The sequence below is a fragment of the Arcicella lustrica genome, assembly GCF_034930985.1.
In the GTDB taxonomy this organism is placed as follows: domain Bacteria; phylum Bacteroidota; class Bacteroidia; order Cytophagales; family Spirosomataceae; genus Arcicella; species Arcicella lustrica.
Genome location: NZ_JAYGIM010000014.1, coordinates 32,194 through 53,568, shown reverse-complemented (window position 1 = coordinate 53,568; position 21,375 = coordinate 32,194). Strand labels below are relative to the sequence as shown.

General features: G+C 32.7%; 16 protein-coding genes. 8 read left to right on the top strand and 8 right to left on the bottom strand.

The genetic code is table 11. The annotated features are described in order from the left end of the window. Positions 1–7: 7 nt before the first annotated feature. Together VB798_RS17790 and VB798_RS17785 are read right to left on the bottom strand one after the other, a co-directional pair. On the bottom strand, positions 8–1,096 hold the full coding sequence (locus tag VB798_RS17790; protein WP_323260782.1) for a hypothetical protein: 1,089 nt from the start codon (positions 1,094–1,096) through the stop codon (positions 8–10). 21 nt (positions 1,097–1,117) lie between these two features. Next, on the bottom strand, positions 1,118–3,649 hold the full coding sequence (locus VB798_RS17785; protein WP_323260780.1) for a polysaccharide biosynthesis/export family protein: 2,532 nt from the start codon (positions 3,647–3,649) through the stop codon (positions 1,118–1,120). 344 nt (positions 3,650–3,993) lie between these two features. Here VB798_RS17785 and VB798_RS17780 point away from each other — a divergent pair, with 344 nt between their 5' ends. The 8 genes from VB798_RS17780 (at position 3,994) to VB798_RS17745 (ending at position 16,908) form a co-directional block, all read left to right on the top strand. Next, entirely contained in the window at positions 3,994–5,868 is a 1,875-nt protein-coding gene (locus tag VB798_RS17780; RefSeq protein WP_323260778.1) for a DNA topoisomerase IV subunit B, read from the top strand. Positions 5,869–5,964: 96 nt separating this feature from the next. Beyond that, positions 5,965–7,041, top strand: coding sequence for a prephenate dehydratase (gene pheA, locus VB798_RS17775; RefSeq protein WP_323260776.1), 1,077 nt, complete (start codon positions 5,965–5,967; stop codon positions 7,039–7,041). A 234-nt stretch (positions 7,042–7,275) separates the two neighbouring features. After that, entirely contained in the window at positions 7,276–8,217 is a 942-nt protein-coding gene (locus VB798_RS17770; protein WP_323260774.1) for an exonuclease domain-containing protein, read from the top strand. A gap of 117 nt (positions 8,218–8,334) precedes the next feature. Continuing rightward, positions 8,335–9,081, top strand: coding sequence for a 3-oxoacyl-[acyl-carrier-protein] reductase (gene fabG, locus VB798_RS17765; RefSeq protein ID WP_184136978.1), 747 nt, complete (start codon positions 8,335–8,337; stop codon positions 9,079–9,081). Between the two features lie 196 nt (positions 9,082–9,277). Then, positions 9,278–11,359 carry a VWA domain-containing protein gene (locus tag VB798_RS17760; protein ID WP_323260772.1) on the top strand — a complete coding sequence of 694 codons (2,082 nt, stop codon included), beginning with the start codon at positions 9,278–9,280 and terminating at the stop codon, positions 11,357–11,359. An 80-nt stretch (positions 11,360–11,439) separates the two neighbouring features. After that, positions 11,440–12,753 carry an alpha/beta hydrolase family protein gene (locus tag VB798_RS17755; protein ID WP_407654171.1) on the top strand — a complete coding sequence of 438 codons (1,314 nt, stop codon included), beginning with the start codon at positions 11,440–11,442 and terminating at the stop codon, positions 12,751–12,753. A 283-nt stretch (positions 12,754–13,036) separates the two neighbouring features. After that, positions 13,037–13,642, top strand: coding sequence for a trimeric intracellular cation channel family protein (locus VB798_RS17750; RefSeq protein WP_323260770.1), 606 nt, complete (start codon positions 13,037–13,039; stop codon positions 13,640–13,642). Positions 13,643–14,208: 566 nt separating this feature from the next. Continuing rightward, positions 14,209–16,908: a KAP family P-loop NTPase fold protein gene (locus VB798_RS17745; protein ID WP_323260768.1), complete on the top strand. Its 2,700-nt coding sequence runs from the start codon at positions 14,209–14,211 to the stop codon at positions 16,906–16,908. 734 nt (positions 16,909–17,642) lie between these two features. Here the strand turns inward: VB798_RS17745 and VB798_RS17740 are convergent. The 6 genes from VB798_RS17740 to VB798_RS17715 form a co-directional block, all read right to left on the bottom strand. Further along, positions 17,643–17,912 carry a cupin domain-containing protein gene (locus tag VB798_RS17740; RefSeq protein WP_323261086.1) on the bottom strand — a complete coding sequence of 90 codons (270 nt, stop codon included), beginning with the start codon at positions 17,910–17,912 and terminating at the stop codon, positions 17,643–17,645. A gap of 77 nt (positions 17,913–17,989) precedes the next feature. Continuing rightward, entirely contained in the window at positions 17,990–18,196 is a 207-nt protein-coding gene (locus VB798_RS17735; RefSeq protein ID WP_323260766.1) for a hypothetical protein, read from the bottom strand. 72 nt (positions 18,197–18,268) lie between these two features. Then, positions 18,269–19,102, bottom strand: a complete 834-nt coding sequence (locus VB798_RS17730; RefSeq protein WP_323260764.1) for a helix-turn-helix domain-containing protein — start codon at positions 19,100–19,102, stop codon at positions 18,269–18,271. Between the two features lie 106 nt (positions 19,103–19,208). Further along, complete coding sequence (locus VB798_RS17725; protein WP_323260762.1) at positions 19,209–19,811, bottom strand: hypothetical protein; 603 nt, start codon at positions 19,809–19,811, stop codon at positions 19,209–19,211. Positions 19,812–19,991: 180 nt separating this feature from the next. Then, positions 19,992–20,762 carry a hypothetical protein gene (locus VB798_RS17720; RefSeq protein WP_323260760.1) on the bottom strand — a complete coding sequence of 257 codons (771 nt, stop codon included), beginning with the start codon at positions 20,760–20,762 and terminating at the stop codon, positions 19,992–19,994. 250 nt (positions 20,763–21,012) lie between these two features. Further along, positions 21,013–21,366, bottom strand: coding sequence for a hypothetical protein (locus tag VB798_RS17715; protein ID WP_323260758.1), 354 nt, complete (start codon positions 21,364–21,366; stop codon positions 21,013–21,015). Positions 21,367–21,375 lie beyond the last annotated feature (9 nt).

The window sequence follows — 21,375 nt, the reverse complement described above, 5'->3', positions numbered from 1 at the left end:
TAAATAATTACTCTTCTACTTTATTAGTTATTTTACCCATTGTTTTCGAAAAGACAACGTATAAAATCGAAAGCAACAATCCTAAAACGGTTCCAATAATTGTTCCTTTTGTTATTCTGTCGGTCTCCTTCGGAAAAGGTAACTCAGCATCGTCGATAATACTATAAAGTGGAGATTCTTTTACCATCGAAAACCTCATATTATCTAAGCTTCTTACAGCTTCATAATATAAACTTTGTAATTGCGAGCTGTTCGTAGCCAAACGTTGTTGCTGAACCAATCCTTGTTGAACAATTACTTGTTGGTTTTGGTCTGCAAATTTTGCCGCTGCACCCTGAGTACGATATAATTCTCTTCTCAAAGAATCTACTCTGTTTTCAACCAATACTAGTAAATCTTTAGATTTTTTGGTTTTGGTTTCAATATAAAAATCTGTAATGGTTTTCAGATAAAGATATGACCATATATAAGAAAGTGTGTCGTTTCTTGTAATAACCGTCAAAGTAACAAAAGATGCTTTTTTACTTTCGTTAGCGATATCTGTTAGTGGCATCAAAAAGTTTTGAATATTCCTTAACTGAGCTTTCTCTTTAACAGTACATTCTTTATAATTACTATGTTTGAATTGAAAGTTTTGAATCTCTTCATCATCTTCCATTTCAATTTCACGAATACCACTTCTACGTAAAAAATAGTTGGCGAAAATTTCATCTTTACCCTTTACTTTCACTTTAGTAAGTAATGCTCGGTTGTAAAGATTTTTAGTTCTGATAAGTTCATTGAAGTTCTCTCCAACAAACAAATTAGAAGAAGGAGCTGCCCCTGTATTTACACCAAAAGCACTTGCCAAATCTGATAGTCCACCTGATGGAGAACTACCACCATTTTCCATATTAAATAGAATTTTGGAAGTATAAACGGGAGGTTTTCTGGTGATTAATTCCCAAGATAAACCACAAGCCATACCTATGAACGTGGCAATTGTGACAATTTTCCAATTAGCTACAATTAACTGTTTTAATTTTATGACTTTTAAAACTATGTCTTCAAGCGAAAATTGATCTTCTGGTAATGATGTATGTTGTTTTGCTGACATCTTAAATCCTGAATTATAATATTATTTAAAAGTTCTGATAAGTGCGAAAAGAGTAGCAACACTTGTTAAGCCCATCGTAAGGGTTTGAATCGTTTGTAATGCTTGTTGTGAAGCACCTTGTCTGATATTCAAGCTTGGTACTACGATTTCAGAACCCGGTTGAACTTTTGGATAGATATTTATCAAACCTAAAAACTTTCTTGTTCTATCTACAGAGCCATTTGCGTAAATGATATAAGAACGTTTGCGTGAAGATAATTCTGTAAAACCTCCAGCTTCAGAAATATAATGTTTGAAAGGCAAGCTTTCAACGTATCTCGTTGATGTTGGGTACAAAACTTCTCCTTGCATTCTTACTGTTTGTGGTTCTTTAGGGATTTTGATAATATCACCGTCTTGCAAGAGCATATCAGCTGAAGAATTAGGTTGTTCTAAAGCCTTCACTAAATCAATTCCAATTGATTCAGATGTTTCTTCTTTTACAGATTTTACTTTAACACTTGCTTCGGTAGTATTATCAGATAATTCACTCATTTGCTCGCTTTTTCTATCAGCTTCTTGTTTGCTTATTTTGAATTTACGAACCAATGTAGCGCCTTTGGGATAAGCTTGAGCATTTAATCCGCCTGCACGAGTAATAACTTCAGAAATACGTTCATTTTTTCTTTCTAAGCCATAAACACCAGGGAAAGTAACTTGTCCTTCAATTGAAATAAATTGTTGCTTTTCGTAGTTTGGAGACGAACGAACAAATACTTCATCAAATGGTTCTAAAATAAATTTTGAAGCACTTGGGTCAATTGATAAATTACTGTTGATGGCAAAATTAAAACGCTCGCCAATTGTAGATGTAATTTGCGAAGGGTCATCTTTACCAATATTCTTTTTTCTTCTAATTACCTCAATTCTACCTGTAGCTGCTGATTCTTTTAAACCACCAGCTTTTTCAACTAAATCTTCCACCGTCATATTATGCAAAAATGGAAAAGTACCAATAGGTGATTCATTGTTAGGGTTTTCACCAGGGGTCTCTGAAACTGCTGTTGAGCCTTTTTCAATAGCACTTGTTAAAGGGGCATCTTCTTTTAAATTAATTTCACCTTGAATACGTACTGTGTATTTTTCCATCAATTCTACTACTGAATAAACGGTAACGATGTCTTCACGATGAAGGGCAATGTCAGGGCTTTTGCCAGATAAAATATCATTGTAATTAACAGAGATGTTTTCTTTTGTTAAATCATCACGAAGTCTGACGATAGAAATTCTTCCTAAAAAGGCATCTTCTCTAAAACTATCGGCTCTTTTAATCAATTTTGTTAGCGTCGGGCTATCGTTAATAGAAAACTTACCCGGTCTGAAAACAGCACCTTCTAAGGTTACTGCATTTTCAATTCTATTCATCAATACTTTTTCAACAGTGATAACATCGCCTGCTTTTGGGTAAAATGATGATAACAAATCATTACTTAAATCAATCAATTTACTGTCTTTTTCAGTAATACGTTGAACTTTTAATACTGATTTGTAAGCCATTGGAGTAAAACCATTGGCATATTCGTTGATGATTTTCTCTAAATTTTCATTTGGTAACGTTTCGAAAACAGCAGGTTTCTTAACTTCTCCGATGATTTCTACTCTTGATTTGTAAGAACCTACTTGGATAATATCTTGATCATGTAAACCAACATTTTGGCGTAAATTACCTGTTGTCAACAAATCATATAAATCGAGCTGAGCGATTAATTTGCGGTCTCTAATTACTCTGATTTCACGGAAAGTACCATTTTCATTTGGTCCGCCCGATAAGTATAGAGCATTCATTACTCTTGATAAAGAAGAAATAGAATATGTACCAGGTGCTACTACATCACCCAAAACAGAAACTCTAATGGTTTTAATACTACCCAAAGAGATTGTCGCAGTTGTATTGGCTGGCGCTCCTCCATAAGGTCTTAAACCTACATAAATTTTAGAAAGTCTGTCTATAATTCTTTTTTTCGCTTCTTCGATAGAAATACCGCTTACGAACACATTACCAACCTTAGCAATTTTTACATAACCTTCAGGAGTAATTGGAAGTGTATAATGTTCTTCTGAATAACCATTGATGTCAATAACCAATTCATCGCCAGCTCCCAAGATGTAATTTTTGGGTGTTGGAATGTTCAAAGAGCTTTCGAAAGTGATATTCGGATTATTAAACATGTTAATCCCAAAAATTTTCTTTTTATAAGCTGCACTAGCTGAATCTGCCGCACTTACAACACTACCAGTAGCCTTTGCTTTTAAAGAATCACTAGAAGACTTTGCATTTGCAGTAGCATTTACTTTCCTAGGGTCAACATTTGGAGATTTTGCTGAAGAAGTCGAAATTTTACTTCCTTGCATTGGAAGTGCTAAATTTTGTAGGTCTCCAAGTGTGAAGTTTTGTGAATTACCATCATTTGATAAAAAAGTGAGACACAGGAAAAGAGCAGAAACAATAAATTTACTTAAGTGTGAAGAAATAAATCGTGTGCCTACTTTGTTAGAGCAATCGTTTGCTTGCATGATTTTGAACATATAATTTGTTGCCTTTGGGTTTAAAAGGATTACTTTTCTACCAATTTAATCTTATTGACAATAGAAGTTAATTCTAAACAAAGTGCAAAGTAAAACAACTTTTAGTAATTTCTAACGACCTCCTCTAACATTAATTATCTCTTCTAAGATTAAATTATGCTAATTTTATAAATTCTTAATGTTTTTGTAGCTTTGTTTCACTGATTAGTAGAATAGAGGAAACGTACAATTTTTGATAACTTTACTCTTGGAAGTTTATTAGTAGTTTTAATTGTTTTTGATAAAAATTGTTTCACAACAAATTTTAGAAAGTATTAACCCTTGCTTTGAATATGTCAACAAACCCTACTTCTGTACAATACACCGAAGATAATATCCGCTCTCTTGACTGGAAAGAGCATATTCGCCTTCGTCCGGGTATGTATATCGGAAAATTAGGAGACGGTTCCTCTATTGATGATGGTATCTATGTCTTAGTAAAAGAAATCATGGACAACTCTATCGATGAGCACATGATGGGAAATGGAAAAACAATCGAAATTAAAATTAGTGATCATCGTGTAGAAGTACGTGATTATGGTCGTGGAATTCCTTTAGGAAAAGTAATCGACTGTGTTTCTAAAATCAATACGGGTGGTAAATACGATTCTGGTGCTTTCCAAAAATCTGTTGGTTTAAATGGAGTTGGTACTAAAGCTACGAATGCCCTTTCTTCTTATTTCAAAGTACAATCATTCCGTGAAGGAAAAACCAAATGGGCTGAATTTAAACAAGGTGAATTAATTGCTGAATCGCCAGATGGAACGGAATCGAATGCTAGAAATGGTACTTATGTAATATTCGAACCTGATAATACGATTTTCAAAAACTATCATTATATCCCTCAATACTTAGAAAATCTTATTTGGAATTATGCTTATTTGAATGCTGGTTTAACCATCAATTTCAATGGACAAAAATATTATTCCCAAAATGGTTTATTTGATTTATTGAGTAAGTATTCTGCTGAAGAAGAACGTCGCTATCCAATTATTCATTTAAAAGGTTCGGATATTGAAGTGGCCTTGACGCATGGAAATCAGTACGGAGAAGAATATTACTCTTTTGTAAACGGACAAAACACTACACAAGGTGGAACACACTTGCAGGCTTTCCGTGAAGCAATCGTTCGTGCTGTTCGTGAGTTTTATAAAAAAGATTATGCGCCTGAAGATATTCGTGCAAGTATTGTTGGTGCAATCGCCATTCGTGTGCAAGAACCTGTTTTTGAATCTCAAACAAAAACCAAATTAGGCTCAAATAATATGTCGCCTGATTCAAGTTCACAGTCGGTTAGAAGTTTTATTGGAGATTTTATCAAAACAAATCTTGATAATTTCTTACATAAAAATCCAACTACGGCTGATGCTATCAAGAAAAGAATTGAGCAATCTGAACGTGAACGTAAAGACATGGCTGGAATTAAAAAACTTGCCAACGAACGTGCCAAAAAAGCTAATTTACACAACAAAAAATTAAGAGATTGTAGAGTTCACTTGACTGATGAAAAAGCTGATAACCGTTATGAGTCTATGCTTTTTATCACAGAAGGGGATTCTGCTAGTGGTTCAATTACGAAATCTCGAAATGTACAAAGCCAAGCAGTGTTTAGTTTAAGAGGTAAACCTTTAAACTGTTTCGGACTGACAAAGAAAATCGTGTATGAAAATGAAGAATTCAATTTACTTCAACATGCGCTGAATATTGAAGAAGGTTTAGAAGGATTGCGTTATCATAAAATCATTATTGCTACTGATGCCGACGTTGATGGAATGCACATTCGTTTGTTGATGATGACTTTTTTCTTACAATTCTTTCCTGATTTAGTAAGAAATGGACATTTGTACATTTTAGAAACGCCTTTATTTAGAGTAAGAAATAAAAAAGAAACGATTTATTGCTACACTGACGAAGAACGTTTGAATGCTATCGAAAAGCTAAGTCCAAAACCAGAAATTACTCGATTTAAAGGTTTGGGTGAAATTTCGCCTGAAGAATTTGGAAAATTCATCAATGATGATATTCGTTTAGAACCAGTAATTCTAACAAAAGATACTACGATACCTAAAATTTTGACTTACTTCATGGGGAAAAATACACCAGACCGTCAGAAATTTATTATCGAAAACCTGATTATTGAAAAAGATCCAGCCGAATTAGCGGCTTAAATTAAAATAGGTGAGTGAATTAATGATTGCGTGAATTGTGATTATCTGTTCATTAATTCACATAATCCTAGCATTCTCAATCTAATATTGTCAAAAATGTCTCTCGAAGAATTAAGAAATCAAATTGACTCATTCGACGACCAAATGCTTGAAATTCTCAACAAGCGTATGGATGTTGTAAAACAAGTTGGTGAGTTAAAAAAACAAACTCAAACGGTTATTTATCGTCCTGAACGAGAAAAACAAATTGTTGATAGGCTTGCTGCTGCCAACAATGGATTATTAAATAGAGCCGCTATCGAGGCGATTTATTTAGAAATTTTTGCAGTTTCTCGTAATTTAGAATTACCCGAAAGAATTGCCTATTTAGGCCCAGAAGGTAGTTTTACACACCAAGCCGCAGAAAGTAGATTCGGTGCAATGAGCGACTACTTGGCTTTGCCTAATATTCGTTCGGTTTTTGAAAGTGTTGATACGGGTCGTGCAAGATTTGGTGTTGTGCCAATCGAAAACAATTTGGAAGGAATTGTAAAAGAAACGATTGATTTGCTCAATGAAACAGATTTGAAAATTGTTTCAGAAGTAGTGATTTCTGTACACTTTACTTTTGCAACTAAAGCTGAAAAATTATCAGATATTAAAAGAATTTATTCAAAAGATATTGCATTTGGTCAATGCGAGCGATTCTTGAACGATTACTTTGGTGGTAAAGAAGATGACTTTTTCGTACAAGTAGATTCAACATCAAAAGCTGCGAAACTGGCTGGTTTGGAAACTGACTCAGCCGCAATTTGTTCTCATATCGCTGCAAAACTATTTGATGTACCAATTCTATTTGATAATATTCAAGATTCGGCACAAAATCGTACCCGTTTCTTTATCATTGGTAAAGATTTTATCAATCAGAAAAGTGGAAACGATAAAACGACAATCATTGCCAAATTACCAGAAGATGGAAAACCCGGAACACTTGTTCGTTTCTTGCAAGAATTTGAAAGCCAAGGAATCAATCTTTTGAAAATTGAAAGTCGTCCGGTAAAAGAAGGAGAACAATTTAATTTCTGGTTTTTGATGGAATTTGAAGGTTATTTCTTAGATGAAAGTGTTCAGAAAATCATGGCAAAACACGCTTCCGAAATCAAATGGTTGGGAAGTTACGTGAAAACGGTTTAGCCTAAAATTTTAATAAATATTCAAAGCGGCGATTCTTAAATGGATTGTCGCTTTTTTTGTTTTAAAGAAAATATTTCATTGATTTTTACCCTAAAATATTCATAAAACTACCGAATAATAAATATTAAGCACTTGAAATGAAGATAGTTGTCAAAGTATTTTGTTTTTTTAGGATGAATGCTATTTTTGAAGTTAATACTTGAAAATCATACGCTTATCTTAAACAATATTTCTATGAAAATCCTTGATAAAGTTTTCTCAGTACTTAAAAAAGTAGATAACAAAACACCATTGGCACAACAGGTTTCTGCTACTAAGGTGCCTAAAGTAAAAGCAATCTCAGCACCACACAATTTTGATTTTGATTATGTAGTGTTGGATATTAAAACGGCTAATCTTCAACCTAAAAGTATCTTTTCAGTAGCAATAGTGGCACTAAAAAATGATAAAGTTGTAGATAAGAGACATTGGTTTGTTCGCCCTAATCCTTTTAACATTAATCCAATCTATTTTCAGAACTCCAACTTTTCCAGACAAGATTTAGAGGTAGCAAATTCTTTTTCTGAAGTTTGGCAAGAACTTAATCCGTACATTATCAATCAAAAGATTGTTGCTCACTTTGCTGATTTTAACATTGGTGCACTTAAATCTGCGTTGTGTTCTGCCCAATTACTCGTGCCTAAATTCACTACATTTTGTACCTATCTCAACGCAAAAAAAACTTGGGGTTTCCCAGATTTTCAATTGCATTCGCTCGCCGACTATTTACATCTAAAAGTACGAGGCGGTGAAATGTTAAAAGATGTGGATTTGTGTACTCGTATCTTCTTAAAGTTAAAAAAAGAAAATGGGGAATTGATATTTAATAACAAAAGCGAGACTCCTAAAAGTACAGTAGTTACTTTGAACTCAAACTCTTTCTTAGGAAGAAATATCGCCGTTGCAGGAGCATTTCAACATTTTAAACATTACGAAATCAAAGAAAAAATTAGGGCTTTGGGTGGAATTCATGTTAAAAATGTGACCCACAAAACAAATTTTCTAATAATTGGATCAATTCAGGCGAATGAAATTTGTCCTAAAAGAATAGATGCTCAAACTTTCAAAGTTAAAATCATCAACGAAGAACAATTCTTAGCACTTTTAGCAAGCCAACATGATTTTCAAGAAGTTTAAACACTAACGTATAACTAATACGACGACTTTATTATATGAAAGATAAGCATATAATTTTGCGGTCTTGGGGCGTTATGTTATTTTTGAACTTTGGAAATAACAATTAATTCAAAATAAATGGCTTTATTACAAAACAAGGTAGTCTTGGTAACGGGTGCTTCAAGAGGCATCGGCCGTGCAATTGCCTTCAAAATGGCTCAAGAAGGGGCAAATGTTGCTTTTACTTATCTTTCATCTGTAGAAAAAGGACAGGCTTTAGAAGCGGAATTGTCTGCTTTAGGAATAAAAGCAATTGGTTATCGTTCGGATGCTTCTGATTATAAGCAAGCAGAAGAATTGATGAATTCAGTTGTTGCTGATTTTGGTGGAATCGATGTGTTGATTAACAATGCAGGTATTACTAAAGACGGTTTATTAATGAGAATGACAGAAGAACAATGGGATTCTGTTATCCAAGTAAACTTGAAATCTGTTTTCAACTTAACAAAAGCAGCTACAAAACCAATGATGAAAGCCAAAGCTGGCTCTATCATCAACCTTACTTCGGTAGTGGGTATTCGTGGAAATGCTGGACAAGCAAACTATGCGGCATCTAAAGCAGGTATTATTGGTTTTACAAAATCAGTTGCTTTAGAATTAGGCTCAAGAAATATTCGTTCAAACGCTATTGCTCCAGGTTTTATTGAAACTGAAATGACAGGCGAATTGAACGCTGCTGCTACAGAAGAATGGAAAAAGTCTATTCCATTAAAGCGTGGCGGACAACCAGAAGAAGTAGCTGACGCTTGTGTTTTCTTGGCTTCTGATATGTCAAAATATATTACAGGACAAGTATTGCAAGTAGATGGCGGAATGCTTACCTAGTTAGTTATTTAGTGAATGAGTGAGATTTAATTGTGAGTTAGTGAGTTGTGAATTAGTGAATTATTTTGGAAAAATAAAATGATTTTTCGAGAACTTTCTTTTTTAAAATAGACTTTGAATTCACTAATTCACTAATTCACTAATTCACCAAATAGCTTTTCTACTCCTTTTTGATAAGAGACAACAAACAACGCACATGATGAAATTCGATTTTCTCTTTCAATCTTCTCCTTGGTTTATTCCACTTTGTTTTTTATTGGCAGGTTTGTATGCTTTTGTGTTGTATCAGAAAAACACCAACTGGACGAAAACACAAAACTACTTAATGGCGACTTTTAGGTTTTTGGCTGTAAGTATTTTAAGTATGCTTTTGTTGAGCTTTCTTATCCGACAAGTAAGTCAGAAAATTCAAAAGAAAACGGTGGTTCTGGCAATTGATAATTCACAATCGATGAATGTTGTCGGAGCAAAAGTATTGGAAGATTTGAAAAAAAATCTGAATGATTTAAAAGAAAGCCTTCAAGAAAAAGATTACGAAGTAGCTTTTGCTACTTTCAATGAAGAGAATACCCAGAACCTAGAAAAACTTCAATTCAACCAAAAAACTTCAAACCTCTCAAATTTACTTTCGGGCATTAAAAATACTTTTGAAGACCAAAACCTAACTGATGTCGTCCTGATTTCAGATGGGATTGTCAACGAAGGAATTGCTCCTGCTTCTGAATCTTTTAAATTTCCAGTGCATACTGTTGGTTTGGGCAATACCATTCCTAAAAAAGACATTGCTGTTAAAACTGTTTATGCTAACAAAATAGCTTATTTGGGTAATAAATTTCCTGTTCAAACTGATATTAATGCTTTTGGATTTGAAGGAAAAACAGCTAATGTGTATCTAAAACAAGGAGCAAAAGTTTTAGAAAAACAAACCATTACTTTCAATCAAAAAGAAGATTTAAAAACACTTACTTTCAATACTACTGCCACCCAAATTGGCGTACAGCATCTTACGGTTGAAGTTGATTTTTTATCAGGAGAGTTTTCAAACAGAAATAATCGTCAGGAAGTTTATATCGAAGTAATTGATGGAAAAGAGAAAATTTTATTGTTGGCATTGGCACCGCATCCAGATGTAAAGGCTTTGAAGAGTATCATCGAAAAAAATGAAAACTATGAATTAGATGTAAAAATCCTGACTGAAAATGCGAATCCAGAAATTACAAAAAGCTACGATTTACTGATTTTACATCAATTGCCAGATGCTTACAATACTTTCTCTAACGTCTTTAAACCACTTTTAGACAAAGGGATTCCTACTTTTTTTGTGATGGGAAATCAGTCTGGCGTGAATAATTTGAATCAATTAAACCAAGTAATGCAAATCAATGCAGATTTTAGTGAAAGCGATAAAGTAACAGGAATTTTCAATAATAATTTTAAAGTACTGAATTTTGAAACGGAACAAATGGACATCATTACCAAGTTTCCACAAATTTCAGTGCCTTTTGGCGATTATACTTTATTGCCGAATTCAGAAGTGTTATTGTATCAAAGAGTAGGAGCTGTTCAAACACAGAAACCACTTTTGGCAATGAATATCGGTGCTAAAAAATCTGCCATTTTTACTGGAGAAGGACTTTGGGCTTGGCGTTTAGAGGAATATCAATTGAGTGAAAAACAAGTAGTGATTGATGATGTTATCTCTAAAGTATTGCAATATATTTCTGCCAAAGACGATAAACGAAAACTCAGAGTTTATCCTTTAAAAACGCCTTTGTCATTAGGTGAAAAAGTAGTTTTTGAAACTGAAATCTACAATGCCATTTACGAGAAACTGTATAATTTACCGATTAAACTGACTATCAAAGACGAAAAAGGCTTTACTAGAAATTATACTTATTCCACTTCGGCAGATAATACAAAATTTGAAATCAGTGGCTTACCTGCTGGTGTATATCGTTTCAATGCTTCTGCTACTGTTTTAGGAAAATCGGAACAATCAACAGGAGAATTTGTGATTCAAGATTTACAAATTGAAAACATTAATCTCACCGCAGATTTTGATGTACTCAGACAATTATCCAATAAAACAGGAGCTTCGTTTTTCCATCAAAATGATTTCGAAAAACTGAAACAAAAGATTCTAAGTCATGAAGTACCAGATAAAATTGAAGCTACGGAAGACTTGAAAGAAATGATAAATCTTCGTTGGATATTTTTCTTAATCCTGACATTGCTCACGGCAGAGTGGGTAATGAGGAAGTATTTAGGAGGATATTAAATGTATAATAAATTCAGTCAATGCCAGGCTGAATTTATTTTTTTTATGCAATCTTTGAAAACAATTCATCTCAAAAAACTATGAAAAAAATTACTCCTCAACAGCTAAAAACAGCTGTATTAATGTTACTGGTTTTATTTGTCTTCAAAACCACCTTACAAGCCCAATATTCTGATTCTTATATTTTTGGCGATGCGCTACCCGATGCTCCTGAATTATCAGCCAGAGGAGAATACAAAGTAGGAGTAAGGACGCTTGAATTTGTTAATAAAGGACAAGTAGATGTACTTAAATCTAAAGCAGGAGTAGATGCAATCTATGACAGACCTTTAAAAGTAGAAGTTTGGTATCCTGCTAATTTAGCTGAAGATGAAAAAGAAATCGTTGCTTATGACCAAGTATTTGGAGTATCAAACGACCCAAAACGACCTTTGATTCCTTTTCAGTTTTCAGGAAGAGCCGCTCGTGATGCTAAACCTAAAACAGGCGTTGGTGCATTTCCTTTGATTGTAGTTTCACATGGTTATTTGGGTTCAAGATTATTAATGACTTACCTGACGGAGAATCTTGCTTCAAAAGGCTATGTGGTCGTGGCAATAGACCATACTGAATCTACTTATCGTGATGCTTCACCCTTTCAAAGTACTTTATTTAATCGTGGCAAGGATATTTTATTTACGCTCAATCAAATAGCTGAACTAGCTAAACCAAAGAGTAAGAGTTTTCTGGACGGTTTGGCAGATGCTAACAATACGGCTTTGATAGGCTATTCGATGGGTGGTTATGGTGTTTTGAATGCCGCAGGTGCTGGTTATAGTCAGCAAGCAGCTACTTTATTTACTACTATGACGGGTGGGAGTAAAGCGATTGAAGTACGTACAGCAGGAAATCCTGAATTTATCGCTTCGCAAGACGAACGTATCAAAGCAGTAGTAGCTTTTGCTCCTTGGGGAATGCAACGTGGTGTTTGGGATGCCGAAGGATTAAAAGGTTTGAAAGTGCCAACCTTTTTTGTAGCAGGTAGTCAAGATGATATTTCTGGTTATGAAGATGGCATCAAAGCGATTTATAAAGGGACTGTCAATAGCGAACGTTATTTATTGACTTATATGAATGCTCGTCATAATGTAGCGCCGAATCCTCCGCCAGCGGAATCTTATAAACCAGAACGTGCAAGAGATTATGCTCATTATTCTGAACCAGCTTGGAACGAACGACATATTAATAATATCAATCAACATTTTGTAACAGCCTTTTTAGGAATACAACTCAAACACCAAGATTTTGGAAAATACTTATTGCTTCAACCTAATTCTAATGAAAAGAACTGGACAGGTTTTCCTCCCCGCTCATCAGTTGGCTTAGAATTACTGCACGAAGTGCCAGCAAAATAGCTTAATTTTGTAGAAATATTTAAAATGAATAATCTCGTTTTTTGTATTTAAAGGCGGTCAAAATTATTTTTTTGACCGCCTTTTTATGATTGATGAGTAACGAATTCCTACTGTTTGAGCGATAGCGAGTTTAGGAATTCTTGATTTTCTTTTGTTACTTTTCTTTCATCAAGGAAAGAAAAGTAAGGACTAGAGAAATAACAAAAATCTCTGAAATCTTCTAATATCTACCTATTTTTGACGAAAAATATGGATAATACATGTTTTACAAATAGCAATTCAAATGGAATTTTTCACAATTATCAATATTGGCGGAACTATCGCTTTTGCCATTTCAGGTACTTTAGCAGGCATTCGAAAGCAATTAGATATTTTTGGTTTACTGGTTATCGCTTTTGTTACTTCCATTGGCGGAGGAACAATTCGAGATATGTTAATTGGTCATTTGCCAGTGCGATGGCTGTTAGATTCTTCGGTCATTTTGTTAATTACAGGTACTTTCATCCTAACAATCCTCTTAAAAAATCATATCGAAAAAATAGATAAAACACTAACCCTTTTTGATTCGCTTGGTTTAGGTTTCTTTACTTTAAGAGGTATTCAAGAAGGATTAGCTATTCAATTAGACATGTCGGCTTGTATTATTTTAGGAACAATCACCGCTTGTTTTGGAGGATTAATTCGTGATATTTTACTAAATGAAATTCCGTATCTACTAAGAAAAGAAGTTATTTATGCAACACCTTGTATCATCGGTGGTTTGTGTTATTTCTTGATGAAACAAATCGCTTTGCCAAATGAATTGATAGATTTACTTACCATCCTTATCATCTTCGGAATTCGAATATTGGCTGTTAAAAAGAATATTTCTTTGCCTAGAGGAGGTTAAAGCGTTTTGAATGGTTAAGCCTAAAGATTATCAATTGTTCATTTTTCTATAATTCTGTCATTTCTTCAGAATTATTAAAGACTAAACCAAAATCCCGTAGGGATGTTAGGATTATAGATAAGAAAATTGAGGAAAACACTAACCCTGAAAGGGTGATATAATGATATGTATGTATCACCCCTTCGGGGTTTTAGGAACAATATCTTGCTTTTTCTATAATCCTGCCATCTCTTCGGGATTAAAATAAGAATCAATACTTTTCCACGCAATTATATAATTGATTTATCAACATAAATTCAAAGGCGTAAATCAAAATCCCAAAGGGATGGTAGAATTATAGATAACAAAATTGAGGAAAATACTAACCCTGAAAGGGTGATATAATGATATGTATGTATCACCCCTCCGGGGTTTTAGAAACAATATCTCACTTTTTCTATAATCCTGCCATCCCTTCGGGATTGGTTCTTACATTCCTTTATACTTTCAAGCACCAGCCTTATCCTAAGGCAAGCGAATTTGTAATAAAAGTTCTATATTTAAATGAAATTTAAAATCTACTTAGAATGATTTTTCCTCAGCTTAAAAAAGACATCAGCCCAAAATACCTATTTGAAGTTATAAGTAACAGAAAGATTATATTTCTGAGTGCTGTCGCTGTATTACCTATACTTTTCAATAAATACTTTGAAAGTATTTTAGATGAGTACATTGGTAAACCTATTTTTCAAAATCTTGGAAGTAGTTACTTTTCCGATATTATCTTTTTAGTTATTGCCATTCTTCTATTTTTTTACTATCGCTACAAATATAAAAATGACCACTACTTTTCTTCTTTTGATAGTTCATTAGTAATTGTTATAGGCTTTTGGTATTTTATTTATCGCTGTAGTGGTGGATGGCATTATAGTAGATTTTATATGTTGCCATTTTTATCTTATTCAGATATATTCCTTATTGTTCCCATTTTTCATATCTGTTTTTTATTTAAAAGATCGATAAATGAAAATACTCTAAAATTAACAATCAGCTTTTTGTTTGTTTATAGGAATCATTTTCAGCCAAAAGCAATACACAACACCATTGTATTAACTATTAGACAACTGATTAGGCTGAAAAAAAAATACTCCAAAGATTCTAAGATTGGCTTTCAAACTGATAAACCCATTGAAGAATTAAGCGATGAAAAACTTGGTAGAGGTAATTATGCTCAAAAAATAGCAGAGCAAATTAATGATTCCTTTCCTAAAGAATCTTTTGCTATTGGCATTACTGGAAAATGGGGTTCTGGGAAGACTTCTTTTTTACATCTTATCAAAAAGAAGCTAAATGAAAATACCATTATAGTTGATTTTAATGCTTGGCATAGTCATGAAACTAAAAATCTAATTGCAGATTTTTTTGATTTACTAAAAGCAGAACTGAATGATGGGAGTGTATCACAACATATTAATCTTTATGTAAAACAACTCACAGCAGTTGATGATAACATCTATTTTAAAACCATAGATTTTTTACAGAAGACCATTTTTGGAACACAGTCAACTCAAGAGATTTTTGACCGTATTAATGCCAGTATCAAAAGGCTTAATAAGCAAATAGTGATATTTATTGATGATTTAGACAGACTAGATAATAATGAAATAATTGAAATTATAAAGCTCGTCCGTATTTCAGCTAACTTTAAAAATACTGTTTTTGTTGTGGCTTATGACAAAGGATATGTTATGAATGCTATTGCAGAAATCAACCAATATGAAAAAGAATTGTTTCTTGAAAAAATATTTCAAGCAGAGTTTAATTTACCCACTTTTGAGGAAAATAGATTAAGGAACATACTAATCAAGAATTTAAAGGAGAATATAGATGAAACGCATCATAATGATATTGATGAATTCTTTACCGATAATTATGATTTGTATATTTTTGAACATTGTATTTTAACATTACGTGATGTTACAAGATTTACCAACTCATTCTGTCTGAATTTTCAAATGCTCAATGAAAATGTAGTTGATAGTGTTAATGAAAAGCGACATATTGTAGGATCAATTAAAAAAGTATTATTCCAAGACCTACTCCATATTGAATTATTGAAGTTCAAATGTTTATCTATTTATGAGTTAATTATTGATAAAAAAGATACTTTTCTTTATTCACAATATCAAAATGGTAAGGATTTGGTTTCAATTAATTTCTTATGGCTTAAAATTGATGATTTTAAAATACATCTTGAACATCATCACTATTATCTTGGTATTGATAAAAGTAAAATAGAACAAATTGTAGAGATAGTTAATAAAATATTCTCAACCCCAAGCAAAATAGGCTACAAATTTGATGCTAAAAGTGGTGAAAAAATAGACTCTGAGAATATTAACTCTATTCGTCGTCCTTCAAATTTTGATATTTATACATCGTTAGGAATAACTGACTCAATGGTTAGTATCATTGAATTTTCAAAAGCGAGACAATCTTCGGTAGTTGAGTTTAAGAATAGCCTAAATAAGTGGTTGAATAAAGAATCAATAGAAGAACTATTAATCAAATTTAGTGTAATATCCTTTTATGATGATGAAAAGGATTATACAAAAATCATCGAAGGACTATTTCATATTGGTTCTAATGATTTAGGTTTATACATAATGAGGAGTGAAGGATTTTCTACCATATTGGGGAAATTATTTAATGATAATCAACTAAAGATAGAGAACAATAAATATAGAGAGCTTTTATTAAGAATTTTTGAGGATAATACTTACTCTCTAAAATTTAAGTCTGGGTTACTTTATAGAATTAACAAAAGAGGGTATGAATCAACAGAGAATTTTATCATTGAAAAGGAAAAGCGATTAGATTTATTGTTTAATTATTTAGAAATCTACATCAAAAAACAGGAAAAGTTTACTAATGATTTGTGGGAAATTTATGAGAATTGTACATTAGAAGTTGGTGGGAAAATTAAATATAATCAATGTGAGGAGAGAGTAAATGAACTCATAAAAAGCTTTGCATTACAAAAAGATATTAAGGGTTTGTTTGAGAAAATAATTGGAATATGGACTGAAAGTGGGGAGTATGGATTCAATTCCATAAGAAAATGTCTTTTCCCTGATTTAGAAAATCTTTTTAATTTCACTAATCAATTAGATGATAATTTATTGAAGGAAAGATTAACTATCTTTTTTCAAGAGCTAAAAAAAGAGGACTACTTTCCGATTAGTTTCAATTTTGATGGATTATTGACTATTAAAGAAAAATCATAGAGAATCATTTTAAACCTTTTAGGTTTTTTTAACAATAGTTAATGAAAGTAACAACAACTAATCATCGTTCTAAGAATACTATATTTATAAAGCGTTAACTAATCCCATTTCTCCCCAAACCCTACCGTATAATAAAAATACGGTAGGGTTTGTCTTTTCAATTCAAAAAAAACATTGACTTTAATTAGTTGCCAATTGAACATAGATAACAGTGGTTTGTGCAAAGCTTGTAGTTAATAGATAAAATGCTGTAGTGATTTGTGAAAAGGTGGTAGTTACTTGATAAAATACTGTAGTGATTTGTGCAAAGGTGGTAGTTAATAGATAAAATGCTGTAGTGATTTGTGCAAAGGTGGTAGTTAATAGATAAAATGCTGTAGTGATTTGTGCAAAGGTGGTAGTTAATAGATAAAATGCTGTAGTGATTTGTACAAAGGCGGTAGTTACTTGATAAAATGCTGTAGTGATTTGTGTAAAGGCGATAGTTACTTGATAAAATGCTGTAGTAATTTGTTCAAAGGTGATAGTTACTTGATAAAATGCTGTAGTGATTTGTTCAAAGGTGGTAGTTACTTGATATAATGCTGTAGTGATTTGTGTAAAGGCGGTAGTTACTTAATAAAGTGCAGTAGTGATGAGGCTGAACCTAAAATATTAGCCTCCTAAAAGCGATTTAGTGGTGCTGTATTTAGGTTCAGCCTCATTTTGTGTAATAAGCGAAACGGGAGGGAATATTAGTATTGTAAAGGTGGTCCAACCACTTGCATATCGTGTTCTGCAAATATTTTTGCTCCCTGTTCGGGGCTGGGTGGAGAAGATAAATTTCCGAGTGCTCTGAAAAAATCTTCCATTTTGCCCGATGGCTGAAAAAGAAAGAACATTTTACCCGTCTCTGAAAGCTGTGCAAAAGTATGGGGAATGGTTCTAGGTAAAAATATGGTATCGCCTGCTTTTAAAGTATGCTTATCTTCCCCAACTTGAAAGAGGTATTCTCCTGCTACAATAAAAAATATTTCGTCTTGATTGGGATGTACATGAAGCGGAGGACCTCCTTTTTCGTTTCCGATATACTCAAAAACCGTTAAGTCGTTGTTCGTATCTTTTGAGATACCTTGATGTTGTTTGGACTTTTGCCACCTATCAATGTTTTTTCACCAAATCTACTTCCGTTTGCCTTTATGACAAAACCTTTTTTGGGACGTTCTACTTTTTTGGCAAGTACATCGTTCTTCATCAAGATGGTGGGAATTGCCGCTGCGCTTGTTAATAAAAATTGCTTTCTTTTCATGTTTATATTGTTTAATTAACAATGCAAATCTCTGATGAAGAGCCAAGAGCTTGGTGGTAAAAAAACGACATTTTAGTAGGTGTCGGATTCTCCAAATTTTCTTTCGGGAGAGCCACTATCCAACAAGTGAAAACCAGTAGGTGTTTGGTTGGTAAACTCTTTATAGTCTTTCACCAAGTGTTGATAATCGTAGTAACCACAACGCATGGCAATAGAAAGCCAATCTAAATGAGGTTCTTTATTCTTAATTCTGAAGGCATTTTCGAAGCGAGCAATTTTACTGAAATAGCGTGGAGAAATGCCCATACGTTCGATGAATTTTCTTTCATATTGGCGTAAACTTAAACATGATTCATTGGCAAGCCATTCTATATTCAAGCCTTTTTCTGTTTTCAAGATTAGATTACTCACATGGTCTAGTCGATGAAAGTTTTTCACACTGCTATTTACTTGTTTCCATAAAAATGATTCAACTACTTGAACCATTTGCGTGAAATTAAGAGCGTCGTTCAATTTGTCATTTACCTCTCTGAGGGCATTTCCAAAAATAGTTTCGGCATCAATATAACAATTGTTGAGTTCTTGTGCGGGAATCCCCGTCAAACGAAACAAACCTCCTGGACTAAATACTACTTGAAAAACTAAAAAATCTTTTCCGACAAATCTATTGGTTACTTCACTTTGTTGTCCAATCAAAACCGTTTTTAGGTTATTGATTTTCGTTCCTTTGTTCGCAAATTCAACGGTTTCAGTATCACGAGGATAAAAACTTAGACAATGTTCAGGCTTAGGCGGATAAGGTTTGTAAGGAATGTTTGTAATATCTTCAAAAACAAAATGAACAACTCTATACACCCGAACAAATTCGGTTAAACTTGGGCTTGGAGCAAACTGGTAAAGAGCCATAGCGTTTAATCGTTAATGTCATTGTTGAGATTTATTAGGAAAAAATACAATCTATATTTCTTGTTTAATAAGGGTACATTACTGATTGATAGCTGTAAGCTAAGTGCTATTTCAACATTTTGTTATTCGTCAATTCAATACTCTTTATCGCACCGATTGGAGCGATTTTGATGGCTTTGTTGCCTTTTGCAAGATAAAAATAATAGACACTGTTTGAGCTTATCAGGTAAATCTGCTCTGAATCTCCACTGCTGTAATTAAGCTTTTGGTTATACATTATTTTGTTGTTTATTATTTTCTTTGATAAGCCAATCCCTTCGCCAATTCCTATTCCAAGAAAGAATGCCAATAAGCTAATTGTGAGATATTTAATGAATAAATTGGTAAGGTTTTCACTAAGCTCTTCATTACTCAACTCATTTTTACTTTTTAAACCAGATATTTTCTGAATCCATTTTCTATGGCTTTGTTTAGATAAGTATGTTGGAAAAGCATAAGCAAAAACAATCACCAAAATTACGGCTATCAATATGATTGGATGTGCGGTAAGCGTAGCAATCGGACTAATCAAAATGTCCATGATTGTAGAGTATTTCAAAATATTTATCCCGATTTGGTAATAGAAAACACTCTCTTTCAAGATGCCCATTACCACAAGAAATAGATAACCAAATGGAAGTATTTTTTGTAAACCTTCTGAAAATTTCATTTAATAAATAGGGTTTGGAGTTTATTTAGCTTTTTTATTGGTTGTAAAATACAAAAGCTCATTGCCATTGTTTGTGTCTTCACAAATAATTCATCGAATTGTTTCGTAGTGATAAAAACAATACAATGGTTTTTTGTGGAGAGACGAACAATGGCAATGAGGCAATGAACAATAGCTTATCTAGCTTTTTCGTGATTTTATTTCAGTTTCTATTTGTTTTAGAGCAATAATACTTGGTAAAAAAGTTAGACCACTACCACCAGCAACAGCAAGTAATACATAATTTTTACTTTTTATAGCAAGATAAATAAGGGTAATTAAAGCAATTGCCATCACGATGCCGAGTCCTATAACAGCACCCTTTGCCTTTTTTTGTTTTATTAGTAATTCTTCTAATGTTAATTCAGCGAGTTTGTTATTTTCTTTCATTTGATTATTTTGGTTTATTGGTTTGATGGATTTTTTAAACATTTCAATGTCTTCGTCAAACTCTTCTTCATCATCTGAGGGTCCATATTCAAATTGGATAGAAGTTTTTGATGCGTTTGTAAGTTCTAAAATTACTTTTTCTATTTCAAGTGCTTTATTATAATTGTCAATAAGGTTTTTATTCTTTAATCTTATTTTTTCTTCTATGGATACTCCAAAAATAATCTTTTTATCAAAAGTGAATTTTAATATTATCCCATTAATTTCTTCTTTTAGATTATCACTTATGTAAAAAACAAATCCATGATTTTGTTTTTTAAGTCCATAGTCTATTACTTCTGTCAAAGTATTTATTGAGATACAAGTTTCTTCAATGTCGTACTTTTCATTTTTATAAACCATAATTTCTTGTCCCTCTCTAATTTCAATTTTATCTCTATCAGAGAAGTGATTTAGAAACTTTTCAATTGTCTTTTTATCACGTTGTTTTGATAGTCCGTAAATGTCATAATATGGAGGCATTTCTTTTATGATGTGTTTTTTACACTACTGCAAACTTACTAATGTGCAAAAGTTCTTTAGTATTTTATATTTAAATCTATATTCTTAATACTCTCGCCATTATTTGTGTCTCCACAAATAATTTGGTGAATTTTATCTATTAATATGATAATACACTGAGTTTTTCGTGAAGACACGAACAACGGCTGTAAAATACTAAGTTTTTGTAAAAACACAAAAAAACGACAAGAGAATGGATTGTATAATTATTTTATTTTTCAGAAAAAAGCTTTGTTTTTCTTAGATATGCTGCAACAATCGTGACTAGAACAATTAGCATTGTAAGTAAAAAAGGTTTCCCTTTATTGATATGCACAAAAACTACAAATGTCATATAAGAAGCTAAAATTGAAGCACCAATAATTACGGTTTTTTGAAATAAAAACAAGGCAGTTGCAATTAATAGAAAAATACCTACTCCAATAACGGAGGTATTACTTAATCCAAGTTTAGATATTTGATTTGACTGAAATATTTTTTCAAAAGCATTCTGGATAAAGAATAAAGCTATTATGATTGATGGAAGCCATATTAAAGCTGTCTTAAAGTTTTTTATAGTTATCATTCTATTTTA